This window comes from Streptomyces sp. NPDC037100 (genome assembly GCF_055606225.1).
The window spans coordinates 1-16,157 of record NZ_JBVJSX010000008.1; the positions used below are offsets into that span (position 1 = coordinate 1).

The 16,157-nt window shown below is 68.2% G+C and carries 17 protein-coding genes and 3 pseudogenes; 10 read left to right on the plus strand and 10 right to left on the minus strand.

Annotated elements, in window-relative coordinates; all coding sequences use genetic code 11:
* The first annotated feature begins 1,391 nt into the window (after window positions 1–1,391).
* Together ACZ7EG_RS25140 and ku are read left to right on the plus strand one after the other, a co-directional pair.
* The gene (locus ACZ7EG_RS25140) at window positions 1,392–3,911 is read left to right on the plus strand and encodes a helicase associated domain-containing protein (protein WP_471083064.1); all 2,520 of its coding nucleotides are present in this window, start codon (window positions 1,392–1,394) and stop codon (window positions 3,909–3,911) included.
* A 140-nt stretch (window positions 3,912–4,051) separates the two neighbouring features.
* Complete coding sequence (ku, locus tag ACZ7EG_RS25145; protein WP_471083942.1) at window positions 4,052–4,696, plus strand: non-homologous end joining protein Ku; 645 nt, start codon at window positions 4,052–4,054, stop codon at window positions 4,694–4,696.
* Here ku and ACZ7EG_RS25150 read toward each other — a convergent pair.
* From ACZ7EG_RS25150 to ACZ7EG_RS25160, 3 genes are all read right to left on the minus strand, one after another.
* Complete coding sequence (locus tag ACZ7EG_RS25150) at window positions 4,693–4,953, minus strand: DUF6233 domain-containing protein (protein WP_471083067.1); 261 nt, start codon at window positions 4,951–4,953, stop codon at window positions 4,693–4,695. The two genes, ku and ACZ7EG_RS25150, sit on opposite strands and share 4 nt — an antisense overlap.
* Window positions 4,954–5,069: 116 nt before the next feature.
* Window positions 5,070–5,858: a tetratricopeptide repeat protein gene (locus ACZ7EG_RS25155; RefSeq protein WP_471083945.1), complete on the minus strand. Its 789-nt coding sequence runs from the start codon at window positions 5,856–5,858 to the stop codon at window positions 5,070–5,072.
* Between the two features lie 121 nt (window positions 5,859–5,979).
* Window positions 5,980–6,420 (minus strand): hypothetical protein, encoded by a 441-nt coding sequence (locus ACZ7EG_RS25160; RefSeq protein WP_471083070.1) that lies wholly within the window; start codon window positions 6,418–6,420, stop codon window positions 5,980–5,982.
* Between the two features lie 426 nt (window positions 6,421–6,846).
* On the opposite strand from ACZ7EG_RS25160, the gene ACZ7EG_RS25165 reads away from it, so the two are divergent.
* The 3 genes and pseudogenes from ACZ7EG_RS25165 to ACZ7EG_RS25175 all read left to right on the plus strand — a co-directional run bounded on the left by ACZ7EG_RS25165 (window position 6,847) and on the right by ACZ7EG_RS25175 (window position 8,631).
* The gene (locus ACZ7EG_RS25165; protein ID WP_388762573.1) at window positions 6,847–7,239 is read left to right on the plus strand and encodes a hypothetical protein; all 393 of its coding nucleotides are present in this window, start codon (window positions 6,847–6,849) and stop codon (window positions 7,237–7,239) included.
* A 93-nt stretch (window positions 7,240–7,332) separates the two neighbouring features.
* Window positions 7,333–8,030: pseudogene (locus ACZ7EG_RS25170) on the plus strand (transposase).
* Between the two features lie 19 nt (window positions 8,031–8,049).
* A complete protein-coding gene (locus ACZ7EG_RS25175) occupies window positions 8,050–8,631 on the plus strand; it encodes a transposase (protein ID WP_471083074.1) in 582 nt (193 codons plus the stop codon).
* A 26-nt stretch (window positions 8,632–8,657) separates the two neighbouring features.
* On the opposite strand, the gene ACZ7EG_RS25180 is transcribed toward ACZ7EG_RS25175, so the two are convergent.
* The gene (locus ACZ7EG_RS25180; protein WP_471083078.1) at window positions 8,658–9,068 is read right to left on the minus strand and encodes a pyridoxamine 5'-phosphate oxidase family protein; all 411 of its coding nucleotides are present in this window, start codon (window positions 9,066–9,068) and stop codon (window positions 8,658–8,660) included.
* Complete coding sequence (locus ACZ7EG_RS25185; protein WP_471083081.1) at window positions 9,065–9,757, minus strand: NAD(P)-dependent oxidoreductase; 693 nt, start codon at window positions 9,755–9,757, stop codon at window positions 9,065–9,067. Before ACZ7EG_RS25185 ends, ACZ7EG_RS25180 begins: the two co-directional genes overlap by 4 nt.
* 100 nt (window positions 9,758–9,857) lie before the next feature.
* Between ACZ7EG_RS25185 and ACZ7EG_RS25190 the strand changes: the two genes are divergently transcribed.
* The gene (locus ACZ7EG_RS25190; RefSeq protein WP_471083084.1) at window positions 9,858–10,514 is read left to right on the plus strand and encodes a TetR/AcrR family transcriptional regulator; all 657 of its coding nucleotides are present in this window, start codon (window positions 9,858–9,860) and stop codon (window positions 10,512–10,514) included.
* Between the two features lie 145 nt (window positions 10,515–10,659).
* Here the strand turns inward: ACZ7EG_RS25190 and ACZ7EG_RS25195 are convergent, their stop codons facing one another.
* On the minus strand, window positions 10,660–10,788 hold the full coding sequence (locus ACZ7EG_RS25195) for a hypothetical protein (RefSeq protein ID WP_471083087.1): 129 nt from the start codon (window positions 10,786–10,788) through the stop codon (window positions 10,660–10,662).
* A gap of 398 nt (window positions 10,789–11,186) precedes the next feature.
* On the opposite strand from ACZ7EG_RS25195, the pseudogene ACZ7EG_RS25200 reads away from it, so the two are divergent.
* Window positions 11,187–11,243: pseudogene (locus tag ACZ7EG_RS25200) on the plus strand (transposase family protein); the annotation flags it as partial.
* 351 nt (window positions 11,244–11,594) lie between these two features.
* On the opposite strand, the pseudogene ACZ7EG_RS25205 reads toward ACZ7EG_RS25200, so the two are convergent.
* Window positions 11,595–12,056 (minus strand): annotated as a pseudogene (locus ACZ7EG_RS25205) (transposase family protein); the annotation flags it as partial.
* Window positions 12,055–12,186, minus strand: coding sequence for a hypothetical protein (locus ACZ7EG_RS25210; protein WP_471083983.1), 132 nt, complete (start codon window positions 12,184–12,186; stop codon window positions 12,055–12,057). The gene ACZ7EG_RS25210 and the pseudogene ACZ7EG_RS25205, both read right to left, overlap by 2 nt.
* Window positions 12,187–13,235: 1,049 nt before the next feature.
* Between ACZ7EG_RS25210 and ACZ7EG_RS25215 the strand changes: the two genes are divergently transcribed.
* The 3 genes from ACZ7EG_RS25215 to ACZ7EG_RS25225 all read left to right on the plus strand — a co-directional run bounded on the left by ACZ7EG_RS25215 (window position 13,236) and on the right by ACZ7EG_RS25225 (window position 14,459).
* Window positions 13,236–13,403: a hypothetical protein gene (locus tag ACZ7EG_RS25215; protein WP_471083089.1), complete on the plus strand. Its 168-nt coding sequence runs from the start codon at window positions 13,236–13,238 to the stop codon at window positions 13,401–13,403.
* A gap of 19 nt (window positions 13,404–13,422) precedes the next feature.
* Entirely contained in the window at window positions 13,423–13,998 is a 576-nt protein-coding gene (locus ACZ7EG_RS25220; protein ID WP_471083092.1) for a helix-turn-helix domain-containing protein, read from the plus strand.
* A gap of 254 nt (window positions 13,999–14,252) precedes the next feature.
* Window positions 14,253–14,459: a DUF397 domain-containing protein gene (locus ACZ7EG_RS25225; RefSeq protein ID WP_471083094.1), complete on the plus strand. Its 207-nt coding sequence runs from the start codon at window positions 14,253–14,255 to the stop codon at window positions 14,457–14,459.
* 4 nt (window positions 14,460–14,463) lie between these two features.
* Here ACZ7EG_RS25225 and ACZ7EG_RS25230 read toward each other — a convergent pair whose 3' ends face one another.
* Complete coding sequence (locus ACZ7EG_RS25230; protein WP_471083097.1) at window positions 14,464–15,315, minus strand: helix-turn-helix domain-containing protein; 852 nt, start codon at window positions 15,313–15,315, stop codon at window positions 14,464–14,466.
* 479 nt (window positions 15,316–15,794) lie between these two features.
* On the minus strand, window positions 15,795–15,935 hold the full coding sequence (locus ACZ7EG_RS25235; RefSeq protein ID WP_471083100.1) for a hypothetical protein: 141 nt from the start codon (window positions 15,933–15,935) through the stop codon (window positions 15,795–15,797).
* Window positions 15,936–16,157 lie beyond the last annotated feature (222 nt).

Below are 16,157 nucleotides of genomic sequence, written 5' to 3' on the forward strand. Positions count from 1 at the left end.
TAGGAGGTGGGTGTGGGGTGTGGAGGTGAAGACGGGGGGTGGGCGGGGGTGTTGCGCTCCTGTTCCGCAGGAGCGCTTGCGGGACGCTGCGCGTCCCGCTCATCCCGGTTGCTGCGCAACCGGGATGACGCTCCGTCCGCTGCGCTCCCGGAGCCCACGGGGGCGTAGCCCCCGTGGGGTTCTTCCGCTGCGCTTCAGAACCGAGGCGGGTCCGCTGCGCTCCCCCGCCTGACGGTCCTTCCGGCTTCGCCTCCAGCCCCTTCGGCCCGCTGCCGCGGGCCGTGCTGGCTACGTGTCAGGGGGGGTCCGTCCTGTGCAGCAGGGGTGGGGTCGCCTCTGCTTTCCAGTGCCTCATCCGAACGGCTCTCCTCGAAGCCTGTGATGCCACCAGCTGCCACCTCTGCGTCGGGGATCACACAACGCGAACGGATCTGGGAGGGTTCGGCGCCACAGCTCCGCGTCAAACGCAGCAAGAAGTGCCTCAAGTTCCCGGCGCGCCGGGATGGGCAGTAATACCACCACCCGCTCCAGCAATTCCCTGGCCTCAGTCACGTCTTCCAGGCTGTCCGTAGGGCACGGACACACAGCGTAAGAGATCTCGAGATACCGGCCTGGCCGGGCGAGGAACCGCCGGCACCAGTACAGGGCCGTCTCAGTAGCGCCGGGCCATACTTCTTCAGCGTCTGTCTCCCGCTCAGCCCGGTGCACAGCAGCGGACGTCCGCGGCGACAACCGGTCGATCCGGTACGGCTGGTGCAATGCGTAGAGCTTGGGGTGAGGGGCACGCAAGGCGCCCGGCCGCCTACGCGGCATGACCCTTTCGGGCAGCGATCGTCATACCGGCATCTTGCCACGGCGGGGCCTTCCGCTGCACTTAAGGCCCAGGCGGGCCCCCTGCGCTCCTCCGCCCGGTGTCCTTGGTGCGTCTTTCGAAGTCTCGTCGTACCGCTGCACCTTGATCTTCGATCAGCCCACCGTCATCAGGGAAGTCCAGAACCGTGCCGCAGTGACTGCACAGCTTCCCGTCTTCAGCCGGCGTGCCACATGCCTTGCAGAACCGGTTGCCCTTCTCGCTTTCAATCTCCTGCGTCATGACTCCCCCGGGAACGAAATGGACGTGTTGGCTTTGGGTGCGGAGTACCCGTGGCATCGAAGTTGATTCACTCATGATGGCTGCTTCATTTTGGTTCTGCGATAGACTCTGGATTCAGATGGCTCCAGCGTTGTGAGTTTGTGCTGCTGCGACATAGCCTGTGCGTGTCTCGGATCACGGGCGTGTATCGCAGTCTCCGTCGAGCCCTCCGAGGTCCAACGCCTCCTCGTCTGCATGCTGGTTGTTCAGGTGGCGTCTGAGAACGGTCGTCTAGATCCGCCGAAGAGAGTAGATCAGAATGGCTGTGCAGGAACTCCGTCCCCATCAGCGAGAAGCCATCGACGCCGTACTCCGGGCGCTCGAATTTCCTGCACGATCCACTCTGCCCGAGCCGGGTCTGCGCACTCAGGTGATCATGGCCACGGGGACCGGCAAGACCCTCGTCGCCGTACGCAGTGCCGAGGAGCTGCGTGCCGGCCGTGTGCTGGTCCTCGTGCCGTCGCTGGACCTGCTCGCCCAGACCGAAACCGCGTGGCGCGAGGGCGGCCGCACCGGCCCGATGGTTGGGGTCTCGTCTCTGCGCGGCAAGGAGGCTGCCTTCCCCAACACCACCGACGTGGACGAGCTGGTCGACTGGGTGCGGCCCCTCGACAAGATCACCGTGTTCGCCACCTACGCCTCCCTCGGCCTCGGCACGCTCGAGCGCGCACACCGGGCCGGCCTTCCGGGGTGGGACCTGATCGTGGTCGACGAGGCGCACCGGACCTCGGGGCGGTTGGGCAAGCCGTGGGCGGTCGTCCACGACAACACCCGCCTCCCCGCCCTGCGCCGGCTGTACATGACCGCCACGCCGCGGTTGTGGCAGCTGGATGAGGACCAGGAGCAGCAGGGGGTGCCGGGTGAGCTGGTGGCGAGCATGGAGGACGATCCGGACGGTCCGTTCGGTGCGCGCTGCTACACGCTGACGCTGTCGGAGGCGATCGACCGCGGCATCTGCGCGCCGTACCAGGTGGTGTGCGTGGACATCACCGACACCCAGCTCCAAGCCGCGCAGCTCCTGGGCGTGGATGCGCGCTCCGGGCAGGTCCGCGGGACGCGGCTCGCAGCCCTCCAGACCGCCCTACTCAAGGCATCCTCGGAGGAGAACTTCCGGCGCACGCTCGTCTTCCACCACGTCGTGAAGGAGGCCGAGGCGTTCGCGGCCGGCCTCCCGAATGTCGCGGCGCAGCTGCATGCCGCGGATCGCGGGCTGTACCCCAAGACGATTTGGGCCGACTGGCTGTGCGGCGAGCACAAGCCGGGCCACCGCCGGCGGGTCCTCGAGGAGTTCGCGGCCGGGATCGCTACGGACGGCACGGTCGTGGAGAAGGGGTTCCTGGGCTCGGTGAGGGTGCTGGGCGAGGGCGTCGACACCAAGAACTGCGACTCCGTCTACTTCGCCGACGTCCGCGGCGCCATGCCCGACCTCGTCCAAGCCGTCGGCCGAGCCCTGCGCCTGCAGCCCGGGGAAGGCAAAGTCGCCTCCCTCGTCGTGCCCGTACTGCTCGGGCCCGGGGAGACGGCCGACACCATGCTCACATCGAGGGCGTTCGGCGGCTTGGCAAGGCTGCTGGAAGCACTCAGGGCGCACGACGCCCGCGTGGTGGAGCAGCTCGCCGAACAGCAGGCACGGAGCCGGGTCAGGGGCGTGCAGAGCCGTAGCGGGGAGCAGGAAGGCGAGAGCGACCGAAGCGACCGGATGTCGGTACCGGCACGAGAACTGCTGAAGTTCAGCACACCCCGCGACCCCGCGCAGCTGGCCGCATTCATCAACCTCCGCGTCCTCAACCCCGAGCACGCCCACTGGCGGCGCGGCATCGAAGCCGCCGTCATCTATGCCCGCGAATACGGCAACCTCAAGGTGCCCTTCACCTACCGCGTGCCCGGCCGCGACGACCAGGCAGTGGAGGCCGAGGGATGGCCGGCCTCGCTCGCCGGGTTCCCCCTCGGGCAGTGGATCGCCGACAACCGGCGCTTCCACGCCCGCGGCGACATGGACGATGACCGTGTCCAGCAGTTGGAGAAGCTGGGCATGGTGTGGTCGCACTTCGACGTCGCGTGGGAGGAAGGACTCGCCGCCGCGCGTGGGTGGGCGGCCGAAGCGGGTCACCTCCTGGCCCCGCTGGACGCCACCTACCAGGGCTACCGAGTGGGGATCTGGCTGAAGAACGCGCGGGCCGCCGCCCGCAAGGCGGCCGAGATCAAACAGCGGCGCGCCGAAGGACTCCCGGTCGGGCCGGCGGCCGGGGCGCTGTCCGAGGAGCGGCGCGAGCAGCTGGAGGAGATCGACCCGTCGTGGTGCCCGGCCTGGCCCGTGGAATGGCAACGCGCCTTCCACCTCGTCCGGCTGCACCTGGACGCCGGCGGCGAGCTGCCGATGGAGCCGGGCGTCGTGCATCAGGGCGAGGATCTGGGGCGGTGGGTGTGGTCGGTCCGGCTGGGCTGGGACAAGCTCACCACCGTGCAGCAGTGGATGTGCGAGCAGGTCCTCGGGATCGAGCCCGCCACCGAGGACGAGAAGCCGAAGCCGCGCCGCACGCAGGCCGACAAATGGGCCATGAACTACGAGGCCGCCAAGCAGTACTACGACCGCGAAGGGCACCTTCGCGTGCCCAGGAAGCACATCGAACGGATCATCGTCGCCGAGAGGGACGGCCAGGGCCCGGAGGAGCGGGAGCTGAAGCTGGGGGCATGGATCAGCAACCAGCGGAGCCGGGCCGCGGCCCTCTCCCCGGAGCGCGTGGAGCAGCTCTCCAACATCGGCATGCGCTGGACGTAGTCACTCGGCTCGGGACTCTGCCATTGCTCCGTCGGCAGGCCAGTATGCCCGCCTGTGCGCCAATCGCACGGGCGGGTGTACGCGTGCCGAACGCCCTGGGCTCGTTTCGCTGAGCACCTGCCACGGTCCTCTGCCTGACGATCGAAGCGTTCGTCCCCCTGGAGTCTGTGGATCCGATCCGCATCGGCGAGGGCTACTACCTCCAGCCGTCCGGGCAGGTCGCAGCCAAGCCGTACAAGCTCCTGCGTATGGCCCTGGCCCGGTCGTCGAAGGTGGCCGTCGCGAAATACGCCTGGTCTGGTCGCGAGCGGCTCGGTCTGCTGCGGGTGCGGGACGACGTCATCGTGCTGCATGCGATGCGCTGGCCCGACAAGATCAGGTCCCCTGAGGAGCTGCTGCCTCCGCCTGTTGAGCTGACCGACGAGGAGATCGAGGGCGCCCTCGCGCTCATGGACAGCATGACCCGCGACGATCTGGAAGGCGACGAGTTCCACGACGCCTACACCGAGGCCGTCGAGCAGATCATCGAGGCCAAGCGCGAGCACCGCGAGCCACCGAAACTTCAGGAGCCCGAGGAGAAGACGGGCCAGCTGGTGGACCTGATGGCCGCTCTGACCGAGTCCGTGCAGAAAGCCAGGGCCTCCCGCGGCGAAGACGCAGACGTGCACGAGATGCCGAAGAAGAAGACCGCGAAGAAGCAGCCGGCCAAGAAGACCGCCGCAAAGAAGACCACGAAGAAGGCCGAGACCAAGCACAGCTCAGGACGCCGGCCGCGCAGCGCCTAGACCTCGATGCCCAGTGCCGTGTGCGGCCTGCACTTCGTACACGCCGGTACCTGCTGGCGTAGCGCCTCGATGGCCTGCGCCCTGGTCGCGGGCTTCGCCCGCTTGCCTGGGTCCCAGCACTCCCCCGTGCGCACGGCAACGATGTTGGTGCGGTCCAGGCCGCGCTCGATCAGCCACTCAGGAGTGGGCAGAGGCGTGAGCGAAGGGCTGGGGCCGTGGTACTGGCCCCTCGCCGATTCGGACAGCTGGTACCGCACGGGCGTCAAGAGCGGGCCTGACGCTCACGGCGAGAAAAGCGCTTTGCGGGCTCACTGACCTGGCCACTTGGCTCGCAAGGGGCGCCTACGACTCGTTCTGAGCGGGGCCGCTGCGCTTACGGTCGAGTGCCGTCGATGTGCTCGAGCAGCGTTCGGGCTTCGACGGTGCGGCTGTGGTCCGGGCCGAAGGAAGCCTGGCACGCATCATGAGCGGCTGCAGCCTGGTGACGGGCATCGGGAGCCCGTCGCAACCCCCACAAGACCATAGCGAAGACCAGTTGGACGGCGCCCGTGTCTGGGTGGCGCTGGTCATCGGGCAGAGTGCGGTACAGCTTGTCGGCGTCCTGCACCTCGGTGAGGGCCTCTTCGTGGCGGGCTTGGCCGTTGAGGCTGCGAGCCAGGCCGAGTCGCAGGACGACGGACCCCCGGTCACGTTCGCGATGGGCGGCCAGGGCCTCGCGGGCGACTGCTTCGGCCTCCTGGTGGCGCCCCTGCGCATTGAGGGCGAAGACCAGCCCGTTGCGGGCGGCCGCTGCCAGGAATGACATCTCCGGGCCGGTACCGCGGCCCGCGGCCTCGGCGACGGCCGCACATTCGGCCTCGCACTCGGTGTACTGACCGAGCGAGATCATTTGCTGTGCGCGGTCCGAGCGCAGTTTCAGGGTCAGCCAGTGATCGGCTCCGAATATCCTGCTGAAGGCAGGAAGCGCCTCGTCGTAGGTGGCCAGTGCCTCGGCGTGGCGGCCTTGGGCGCCCGTCGCGAGCGCGGCAATGTTCAGCGCCACGGCTGCGTACTCGTCGTCGCGCGGCCGCGATCTGGCCACGGCGCGGGCTTCGGCCTCCGCGTCGGCATAACGCCCAGCTCGGTAAAGGGCTTTGGCCTCCGCCACAGGCGTCCCCGTCATTTGTTGGGCGTCGCTGCGGCCACGCCGTCGTAAGAATCTCATGACCGGGAGCATACGGATGCTGCGCAGGCTACGCGGTGGCGGTGCAGGGAGACGGTCGGCACCCTGGTGTCCTGGAGGATCACGCGAGGCCGGCCATCGCGGCTGTCTCGCCGACGCGACCAGCACGGTGCTCCAGGCGAACGCCGTGGACGTAATGACGACTGTCTGGAGCATCTTCATACAGGCCCTCTGCTGTCGGGGAGCCGGCCGCAGGGATCCGGCAGCTCCATCCGAAGAAGGCCGCCGCGCACCCCGGGCGGGCTGGCACCCACCTCGCAGGGCCGCCGGACCGGAGGTCCTTGCCTTGGTCCACCCGCACCTTTTCGGGCGGGCCACCGAACGGGCCGTAGGGGTCCTCGCGCAGGACCGCGGAGCGCAGCGCGGCCAGCACCGACTCCCGTGACGGATGTACCGGCGTGACCGCGACGCCGGTGAGGGCGGTGGTGGCGCAGTCGGTGAACCACGTGATCCACGGCCTGCGAGGCTTGCCGTCGACCTTGACCAGCACCGGAACCTGCACGTGGTCGGTCTCTCAGTCCCCTTATCGGCCGTCCAGGTGAGCCTGAGGCCCCGGCTCGGCTGCCCGGGCGGGTGAGGCCTCTCGTGCGGCCATGGAACGCACCCCGAGATCCGAGCCATTGCGGCAGCACCTCACGAGCGCCCTCGCCAGGGCCTCCTGATCAGAGCTGCCTTCCTGAGGAGGGAAGGCGCGTCAAGATCTTTAGCCTCAGCCAGGCTGAAACCACCTGCGCGTCGCGCAGCTCCTGGACGACGATTCCGCCCTTGAGAACTGGTCACCAGCCCCTCGATCAGCCTCATGGCCAGTTGCTTCCACCGGCTGTGATCTGGGCTGTTGCATCTCGGCCCGGTCTCGATCTTGGCCCCGGTGCTTTCACCTGTTGAGTGACGCATTCGTCCGGCGTGGAACAGCTGGCAGGCTGTGCCCATGGACATGGAGGTGCTCAGCGCAGATGACTACGAGTCGGTGCATCGGGCAAGCCGAGGTTTGGCGGCGCGGTACGGGATGGTGACGCTCAACGCCATGATGGAGGCGTGGGAGGCGTTGGTGCAGGATGTCGAAGAGGGCTTCGACGCCGAACTCGTCTGGGAGTACGCGAACATGCTTCGTTGCCGCGGCTGGCTGGCGGAGGCATGGCCCGTGTTCACCGACAGGATTCGGGCCGCGCGGCAGGCGGAACTCGACGCGCTGGATGCCCGCTTCCAACTGGCAACCGTGCCGCTGCGCGGCCAGGCGGACGACGCGCGGTGGCATTCGCGGCGACCGCTTCTGATCGTCGGCGACACTTTGCTGGAACTGCCTGGATCCTGGGTCCTGTGACACGTGCGAGCTGATGTCCAACCGCCGGTCAGATCACTGGAGAGTGCCTCTGAACTGGGAAGATAGGGCTTGTCTAGGGGCCTGTCCGCCCCAATGAGAGGCGCTCTCCAGGTGAGGAAGCGTAGCGCGTCGTACCCGCGTGTCCGTGTCGAGAGCGGCGGTCACGGGGTGGTCTCCCAGGTCGGGAGTGTGCTGCTGGTCGAGACCGCCCGCAAGAGTGGCCTGGATACCGCGATATCAGCGGCGCTCGTGCCCTGGCGGCGCCCTCGAGCGGTGCACGATCCGGGCAAGATCCCGCTGGATGTGGCGCTCGCGGTCGCGCTGGGCGGGGACTGTCTGGCAGATGTCAGCATGCTGCGGGCCGAGCCTGCCGTGTTCGGCCGGTGGCCTCCGACCCGACCGTCTCCCGTCTGGTCGACAACCTAGCCGCTGCCGGGCCGAAGGCCCTGGACGCGATCCGCGCTGCTCGGGCCGATGCCCGCGAGTGCGTATGGAAGCTGGACCGGAATGAGGCGCCGGATAGGGACGGCCACGTGATCGTGGACCTGGACGGCGTGGTGGTACTGGCGCACTCCGGGAAGCAGGGCGCTGCCGCCAACTGGAAGAAGACCTACGGGCACCATCCGTTGATGGGCTTCGTCGATCACGGACGCGGCGGCACCGGGAGCCGGTGGCTGCCCTGCTGCGGCCGGGGAACGCGGGCTCCAACACCGCCGCCGACCACATCACCGTCACCCGACTCGCCCTGGCCCAACTTCCTCAGAGGCATAGGCGCGGCCGGTCCACACTGATCCGCACTGACTCCGCAGGATGACGATCACCGAGCAGATTCACCAGGCTGTCCTGAAGGTCCCCGCCTCCGCCTGGACGCCCGCTGTCGAACCGGGCGGCGAGATCCGCGACGGCGCCTGGACCGCCGAGCTCGACGGCGACGTCCTCAAAAGCTGGCCGAAGGGGATGCGGCTGATCGTCCGCAAGGAACGACCCCATCCTGGCGCCCAGTTGCGCTTCACCGACGCCGACGGGCTGCGGCTCACAGCCTTCGCCACCAACACGACAGACGGGAAGATCACCGACCTCGAGCTGCGGCACCGTCAGCGCGCGAGGGCCGAGGACCGCATCCGGGCCGCACGGGCCACCGGTCTGCGGAACCTGCCCCTGCACGACACCGCGCAGAACCAGATCTGGCTGGAGATCGTCCAGCGTCCTGTTAGGGCCGTAATGCGCTTCGGCGCCAATCCCGGCGAGGCAGGCCGTGACGGCCCAACGGCGCAGGCGAACACGTCCATGGCTGGTCGACGAGTGAGCAGGCCCGCCCGCCCCAGCCGTGGCCGACGAGGCCGGCCTCGCCCAGGCCGAAGGCGTCGAGGACGGGGATGGTCCCCACGGTGAGTGCGCCCTTTCTCCGGTTCGTGGAGTCAGACGTTGAGGCGCAGGACACGGTCGACGGCGATCTCGATGACGATCAGGTCCGGCGGCGCGGGTGGGGTGCTGCGGTAGCGGCGGGTGTAGAGCCTCACCGCCTCGGCCACGCGTCGCGGCTCTGCGGTGACGTTGGCGGGGCCTTCGAGGGTGACCCAACGGTATCCGTCCGCCTGGCAGAGCGCAGCGCGTGCCGTCGGACCGGCCGCCGTCACGTTCCGGGCCTTGTGGGTTCCCGCTCGTGTGGTGACCCGGGCCAGGCCGGTGGCCTCGCAGAAGGTGAAGCGCACGGGAGTGACGTGGGCTGAGCCGTCCCGGCGCAGCGTGGTGAGGGTGGCGGTCAGCGGGCGGGATAAGAACGCCTTCGTGGCGGGGGCGAGTTCGACGGCTCCGGGCGCCTCGATCACTTCTTGTTCACGCCCTCGTTCCAGATCAGCTTGACGATGTTCGGCTTCACGGCCGTGGTGACGAGACCCATGGCGGCGCGGACGTAACGCCGCTCCTCCATTTCCCGCAGCATGCCGGCGGCGAGGTCCGTGCGGGCGGTGAAGACACCATCGGCGCTTTCCTCAGCGGTGAGGTAGTCCGTGACGACGGGATGCTCGAACAGGCCCGAGGGCCGCACGAGGGTCCAGTCGAGGCCGGTGGAGCGGATCACCGCTTCCATGCGGCGCATGTCCTCGTGCAGGGTGCGGCCGAGCCGCCGGTTCACCAGCGGGTCGAGCACGTTGTTGAAGAAGTGGGCGCCGGACGGGCGCCAGTGCGGGTCGGCGACGGAGGAGCTGACGGCCAGCAGCCGCTTGACACCGTGCCGGATCATGGCGTCGGTGATGGCCGTCGCGCTCGTCGAGTACAGGGTGATGGCGTCCTTGCTGAAGCGCGCGCCCAGCGCTGAGAGGACGGCGTCCGCCCCCGCGACTGCTGCGTCGACGGCGATGGGGTCGGTGGCATCGGCGAGGGCCACGGTGAGGCCGGGGCGTTCGGTGAGCGAGCCGGGGCGTCGGGTCACGGCGACGACCTCGTGGCCGGCGGCGAGGGCCTGGTCGGTGAGGTGGCGTCCGGTGGGTCCGTTGGCGCCGAAGACGGTGATACGCATGGTCTCGGGTCGTCCCTTCGTCTGGTCCGGTCTCCCGGCCGTCGTCCCGTTCGGGAGATGGCATTGACTGTGGCGGTCACCGGACGGAGGCTCAACGTTGATGAATAACGACCACTCCGCCCCCTCCCGCCCCCGGGGCCGGCCGCGCGGCGCCCCGCGCATCCGCGAGTCGATCGTGTCGGCAGCCCATGCACTCTTCCTGGAATACGGCTACCGGCGGACCACCCTGCGTGCGGTGGCCGGGGCCGCCAGCGTGGACCCGGCGCTGATCTCATATCACTTCGGTTCGAAGAAAGGCCTGTTCGCGGAGGTCATGCAGTTCCAGTGTGCCCAGGCACTCACGGTCGCGGACGTCCTCGGCGGCGACCGGGCCACGCTGCCCGAACGTCTCATCGACGCGGTGACGGGGCTCTGGGAGGACGGCGATTTCCGGCAGCTCAGTGCCCAGGGGCCGCAGGCCGCCGCGGCGATCCGCGACTACCTGGAACGCGAACTGCTGGCCCCGCTCGTTGAATTCCTGGGCGGCCGCGACGCGACCGCCCGCGCCACAGCGGTGGTGACCATCCTCGGCGGCCTCATCTACATCCGGTACCTCAACCCCCTTCCTACCCCGGCCGCCCTCACGCCGGCCGGGACCCGCAACGCCCTCGCCCCGGCCCTGCGCGCGGCACTGGCACCCGGGCGACGTATCCCGGCCGTCACCCGTACCGACCAACGCGCCACGCCGGCCCCTTCCGGGAGCAACCGGGGGCGCTGACCGGCCACGTCGGCACCACCGTCCCTGCCCGAAGCCCCGTGCCAGCCGCGTGATCGCGCGTCCGGCGCGCACAGCGCCGCGTCCACCACGCCTTGGAGAGGGCGCAGGCTCCGCCCCTCGCCCGCCCGGGTCGTGGTACAGACGGTCACGGCGCCGGCACGTGGAGGCGATCGGGGAGGCGGACGTCGGGCAGTGCGTCGATGAGGTCGGCCTGGGAGGCGCGGATGCCGTGCGCGTCTTTCGGGCCGGAGCCGAGAGTGCGGCGGGTCGTCACAAGGTCATCGTAGGGGCGGTGCTACCGCTGGTGGCTCGGCTCGGGACTGTCGCTCATCTGCAGCTCGGTGGCCTGCCATCCGCCCCACCCCTGGCAACTCTTTGGCGCCCGATCAGAAGGTCGCACCCTAACGACCTCGTGCACGGTAGGCAGTGAGGTGTCAGCTCCTGATCGTCGATCATGGCTGTGTGGTGGGGAACGCGTCTCGTGCAGCGATCATCAGCGACCGGAGGATCACGGGCCTATCGGCCGACGTGGTCGCTGAACTCGTGGCCCAGCTGGGCCCGTTATGGCATGAACGGCACCAGGCCAGGCTTGCGTCCAGGCTCCGGAAGCGGGCGATCGGCGCCGGGGCGAAGCACCGGCTGGTCCTCGTCGATCGGCTTCTGGCCACCCTCGTGCACCTCCGCCACGGGGCCACGCACGACGTGCTCGCCTGCTGGTTCGGCGTGGACCGCTCCACCATCACCCGCGCCGTCGGCGAGGTGCGGCCACTACTCGCCGAGCGAGGCTGCACCGTCAGCCCCGGAGTGCGGCTGCGGACCCTGGCCGAGGTCGTCGACCACCTCGGCGCCGACGGCAAGACCGGGACCAGGCGGGGGAAGTCGTGCAGCCCGGAGATCGTCCGCTCGACGACCCAGCCGAAAGTGCCCAGGACAGTGCCATCCACTGCCCCCGCTCGGCGATCGGGAGCCGGATGCCGCGCTGCCGCAGGAGCCGGCCGTGCTTGTCCTGGTCGTAGCCGCGGTCGGCGAAGAGCATGTCGGGCCGTCTGCGCGGCCGGCCGACGACTCACGCACTTTGGCGGTCAGGACCCGTTCGACGGTGACGCCGCCGTCGGCGAAACTGGCCGTTGCCCACTGGAGGAAGGCCGCGCAGGTGACGGCCTTCTCATTGGGCAGGTCTTCGGTGTAGGCCAGGCGGGAGTGGTCGTTCAGGGCGGTGTGCCGGTAGGCGCATCCGGTGCCGTTGCGGCGGTACTGCTTGGCCCAGCCGGCCGCGCGGCCAAGAACCTTGTGACCGCCGCCGTCGGGGATGCGGCCGAGTTTGTTGACGTCGATGTGGACCAGCTCGCCTGGTTGGCTACGTTCGTAGCGGCGCACGGGCTCGCCGGTGGCCCGGTCCGTGGCGGCGAGTGCAGGCAGGCCGTGGCGGACGAGGACGCGGTAGGCAGTGGAGGCGGCCAGTCGCACAGGGCCGATGCGGTGCTCGCGCCGCAGCCTGATGGATGGCTGCTCGCCGGAGATCGTATGAAACGGGTGTGGCTTATACGGCGGCTGGCAGCATGGCGGTGCGCATCGGGTCCTCGGGGTCGTCGGGCAGGATCTCGCCCTGGTGGGCCATGAACGCGCGGCCGCCGTGCTGCCAGCACTGGGCCAGGGCCGCCTCTTGTACCACCAGCTCGAGCGGGAGCCTGTCCAGGTTCGGCGCGATGATGCCGTGCGCCTTCTTCTCCTCGACCCACAGCAGGGCGGTGGCCAGCTCGGGCAGTCATGGCTCCACTTCGGCCGTGTTTACGCGCTTCCAGCCGCCCTTCCGCGTTCGCCTCCCCCGTCCCGTCCGGTAGGGGCCCGGCGCCGGGACCGCACGAGAGCAAGGGTCAGTCCCTGGCTGGCAGACGAGGGGTGTCCTTGCCGTTCGATGATCCGAGTGATTCGTGGGGACGGTTCCGCGAGGACATGCGTGCACTGCACGAGGCCGTAGGCAAGCCGACCCGGAAGGCGGCGGCGACACTGCTTTCACGCGCGTGCGGGCGACCCCAGGAGGGTCGCCCGCACGCATGCCGCAAAGCACTGTTCCTGAGTGGGCCTGCTGCCGCCGGGGCGGCGGCCTGCTGACTTAGGCGTGCGCCAACACGCCTTCTGCCATGTCACTTTGCCTCTGTCTAAAAGTGCACCCAGCGGTGAGAGCTCTTCCAAATGCTACCTAGCAAAGCGAACCTCAGCACATACTGGCATCTGAGTCGCCGAGTCAGCAAAGCGGACCTGCACACAACTGAGCCAATCCGGCATGCTGCTGTGCGCTGTCGGTGGCCGCTCGGAGAAACGATCTTTTGCAGAGAGCGCTGACCGGTCCACCCGTTCGGGGCTGCGTCCGCAGCTTTCACCCGCGAACCACGGATGCAGTGGGACAGGCGTAAGCCAACGGAGGCACTAAAAGGATGTATCGGTCATGGGGGTGGATCGGTGCATTGCGGCACAGGTACGGGCCTCTGAGACACTGACCCTGCCCGCAGGCGGTGTAGCGCCAACTGCGCCTCCAAGACGGCGGGTTACACCCAGCGGTGGGGGTGCGCCCGTTGTGTGCGGCGCATCCCCCCAAACTCCACAGAGGGCTCTGACATGCCAAAAACCCCAATCTCCCGAGGTGCGCCGACCCGCCTATCGCGCCCCCAGGCGGCGTCGCGACTGACCGTCTGCCACATCCTGCCGCTGACCGTGTTCCCCATGGTCGGTAGTGCGCTATACGCCCTGGGTATGCCGATGGCGGATGTTCCCGTCTTCCTCGGCTGGTGCGGTGGCATCGGCGCTGCCGTGACCGTCGCCGTCACCGGGGGACGCCATGCGCTGATCGCGCTCGCGCACGCCGTTTTGGCCGCCGCCAGCCCCAAATAGGTGCAGGAGGTGGCTGAACATGGCGCGCCCGGAACGTCTACTTACCGGTCCCCCGCACCGCACCGCCCTTGCCCGCTACCTTCGGGACCTACGGGCCTCAGCAGGGCTGACCTACCTCTCGATGGCGGCTCACCCCGACAGCCCCTCGCCGGCGACGCTCAAGCGCACCGCTGGGGGCCGGTCCGTGCCCACATGGGAGCAGGTTTCCATCTATTGCTCCTTGTGCGTCACCGACGCTGCGGACGCAGCCCGCGCGCTTCAGCAGGTGTCCCACCTGTGGAAACGCGCGCGTAGGGAACAGCGCGGCACTCTTGGTCTGCAAGGCAGGCCTCCCACTCTGATCGTGGACCGTGCGGATCTGAGCCTTGCCCTCTACGTACTCTACGAACGCGAGGGGGCTCCACCGCTACGGACTGTCCAGCGACGAGGCGGGGGCTCTGCCCACCTTCCGCTCAGCACGGCCGCTCGAATCGTCAACCGGCAGACGCTGCCAGCGGACCTACCCCAGCTGCTCGCCTTCCTCAGAGGCTGCAGCGTCCCGGAACAGCAGCTCGCTCAGTGGGAGAAAGCGGGGAGGAAGGCCTTGCGCAGCTGAGCAAGGGAAGCAACCGCCGTCCTCGCGGCCCGCCTGCGCAATCGTGCGACTGCCTGACGGTGTGCCGTCCGCGCTCGTGGTACACCGTCAGGGAGGTGGCGGCCACTGCCGTCAGGTGTCAGTGTTTCACTCCGAGCCGCGCTGGAGGAGTTCTCGATCTGCAGCTGGGTCGCCGATCTCCCCATCGGAAGCTCGTACATATACGCTCGCGTGTGGCCGATCCAGCCCTCATCTGCAGGGTGTACAAGGGGAGGGTGGACTTGTCGGATCTAGTACCTGCTTGGCGCAAAAGCTCTTTCAGCGAAAACTCGGGTTGTGTGGAAGTACGTTTGAGCGGCGATGACGTGTTTGTGCGGGATTCCAAGCTGCCCGGTGGGTTGTTGCTGGCGGTGGGCGCCCCCGGCTGGCGGCACTTCCTCTCGGCAATCCAGGGGGATCACGCAGCGTTCCACATGAAGTGATCATCTACGTTGGGTCATGCGCCACCTGCAAGTCCATCACGGCTATGGCGTACCGGTTCTCCACCTCCCAGAAGGCTTCGAGGTGGTCCTCGACACTGCGCTGCACGTCGGTGGTGGCTTTGTCGCTGAGGATGACACTGCCGTCCGGGTTCTCCAGATAGACCACACGGTCCTGTTCAGAGCTTGGGAACTCGAAGATCACATACGGAGAGCGCAACAGCGGATACAGGCCGGCCCCGAAGGGGATGACCCCGATCTGTACGTGCGGAAGCTGCCCGATCCTCCGGAGGTGTTCCACCTGCGCGCGCATCACTGCGGGGCTTCCGACAACGCGCCGAAGTGCAGACTCATCAATCAAGAAGCGCAGCTCTGTTTCTGCTGGTTCCTGGAGCAACCTTTCCTGCCGCTTCATCCGCAGCTCGAGGAGATCCTCCGTCTCCCGCACCGCGGACTGGGCAAGGATGACGCGAGCGTACTCCTCGGTCTGCAGCAGCCCCGGGATCCACAGGATCTCAAAGTTTCGCACGACCGACGCCGACGCCTCGTAACCGAGGTACGCCTTGAACCCCTCCGACAGGAGGTTGCGGTACTCCTGCCACCACGGTTGCTGTCGGGCTTCCTGAGCGCTGACGAGCAGTTCGGTGGCCTTCTCCTCAGAGATCCCGTAGAAACTGATCAGAGCCCGCAGGTCAGTAATGGAGATCTTCGTCCGGCCAGACTCCAGTCGCATGACCTTTGATAAGGACCACACCATCTCTTCGGCCACTTCAGGCTGCGAGTACCCCACCTTCTTGCGCGCCGCCTGCAATTGCACACTGAGGCGTTTGCGTGCATACATAGGGTCGGCGTCAGGCATGAAGGAGCTCCTCTAAATGCCTCAAAGTCCACCTTCAGCTACTTGCCCTGACGGTTCGTAAGGTGACCGGGAGCGCTAGGCTACGCGTATTTGTGCTATGTGTCACTATGCCGCCTTGAGTTCGGAAGCAGAGCCCGAACGTGCGAGCGAAGATGGTGACGTGCGAGAACAAGAGACGTACGGGTTCCGGCACTCACCCGCTATACGGCGACGAGGATGGTGCGGTCCAGCCCGCGCTCGATCCGACTGTGCCCCTGCCCGTCAGGCCGGGCGGGCCGCCTCTGCCTGCGCCTTCCGCATCGCCATGCCGTGCTGCCCGTCGACAGCACCGGTGCCGCATCCTGCTGAACGTCGTGCTGGTCGGATGGGATTCCTCGGCGCCGGTCAGCCCTAGCGGAATCGGCACAGGCGGACGTAACGGCAAAGGTCGCTGGTCCCCCGGCCGCGGTTCTGAGGGGGCGTCTTACTGATCTTTTTGATTACTGAGCGGCTTTCTCGCGGGCGCGCAGGAGTGCCCAGAGTGGGTTGGAGAGGCCTGTGAGGTACCAGGGGATGAGCCAGAGCGCCGCCCACCAGGTGGTCTGGGGTTCGAGGATCAAGTCGGTGGCGGCTGCGGCCATCCCGGTGGCCAGGCTGCATCACGTGAGGCGGCCGGCGTTCCGGACCCTTCGGGTGAGCCTGTCGGAGGCGGGGTGGGTGCGGGAGGAGGGCAGGGTTCTGCCCGGTTCGAGAGCGGTCTTGCAGAGGCCGCCCCTCGATCATGTACCGCCGGTCGTAGAAGCGGCGGACCATGGCCTGCCATCGCCGACGCCAGTTCAACCAGGACAGGTGAATCGGCTATC

What these genes read in the sequence shown, in the direction of transcription:
- ACZ7EG_RS25140 (WP_471083064.1), top strand. Translation starts at nt 1,392, where the DNA reads ATGGCTGTGCAGGAACTCCGTCCCCATCAGCGAGAAGCCATCGACGCC.
- ACZ7EG_RS25155 (WP_471083945.1), bottom strand. Translation starts at nt 5,858, where the DNA reads ATGACGGGGACGCCTGTGGCGGAGGCCAAAGCCCTTTACCGAGCTGGG.
- ACZ7EG_RS25165 (WP_388762573.1), top strand. Translation starts at nt 6,847, where the DNA reads ATGGACATGGAGGTGCTCAGCGCAGATGACTACGAGTCGGTGCATCGG.
- ACZ7EG_RS25175 (WP_471083074.1), top strand. Translation starts at nt 8,050, where the DNA reads ATGACGATCACCGAGCAGATTCACCAGGCTGTCCTGAAGGTCCCCGCC.
- ACZ7EG_RS25185 (WP_471083081.1), bottom strand. Translation starts at nt 9,757, where the DNA reads ATGCGTATCACCGTCTTCGGCGCCAACGGACCCACCGGACGCCACCTC.
- ACZ7EG_RS25190 (WP_471083084.1), top strand. Translation starts at nt 9,858, where the DNA reads ATGAATAACGACCACTCCGCCCCCTCCCGCCCCCGGGGCCGGCCGCGC.
- ACZ7EG_RS25215 (WP_471083089.1), top strand. Translation starts at nt 13,236, where the DNA reads ATGGTCGGTAGTGCGCTATACGCCCTGGGTATGCCGATGGCGGATGTT.
- ACZ7EG_RS25220 (WP_471083092.1), top strand. Translation starts at nt 13,423, where the DNA reads ATGGCGCGCCCGGAACGTCTACTTACCGGTCCCCCGCACCGCACCGCC.
- ACZ7EG_RS25230 (WP_471083097.1), bottom strand. Translation starts at nt 15,315, where the DNA reads ATGCCTGACGCCGACCCTATGTATGCACGCAAACGCCTCAGTGTGCAA.
- ACZ7EG_RS25235 (WP_471083100.1), bottom strand. Translation starts at nt 15,935, where the DNA reads ATGGCCGCAGCCGCCACCGACTTGATCCTCGAACCCCAGACCACCTGG.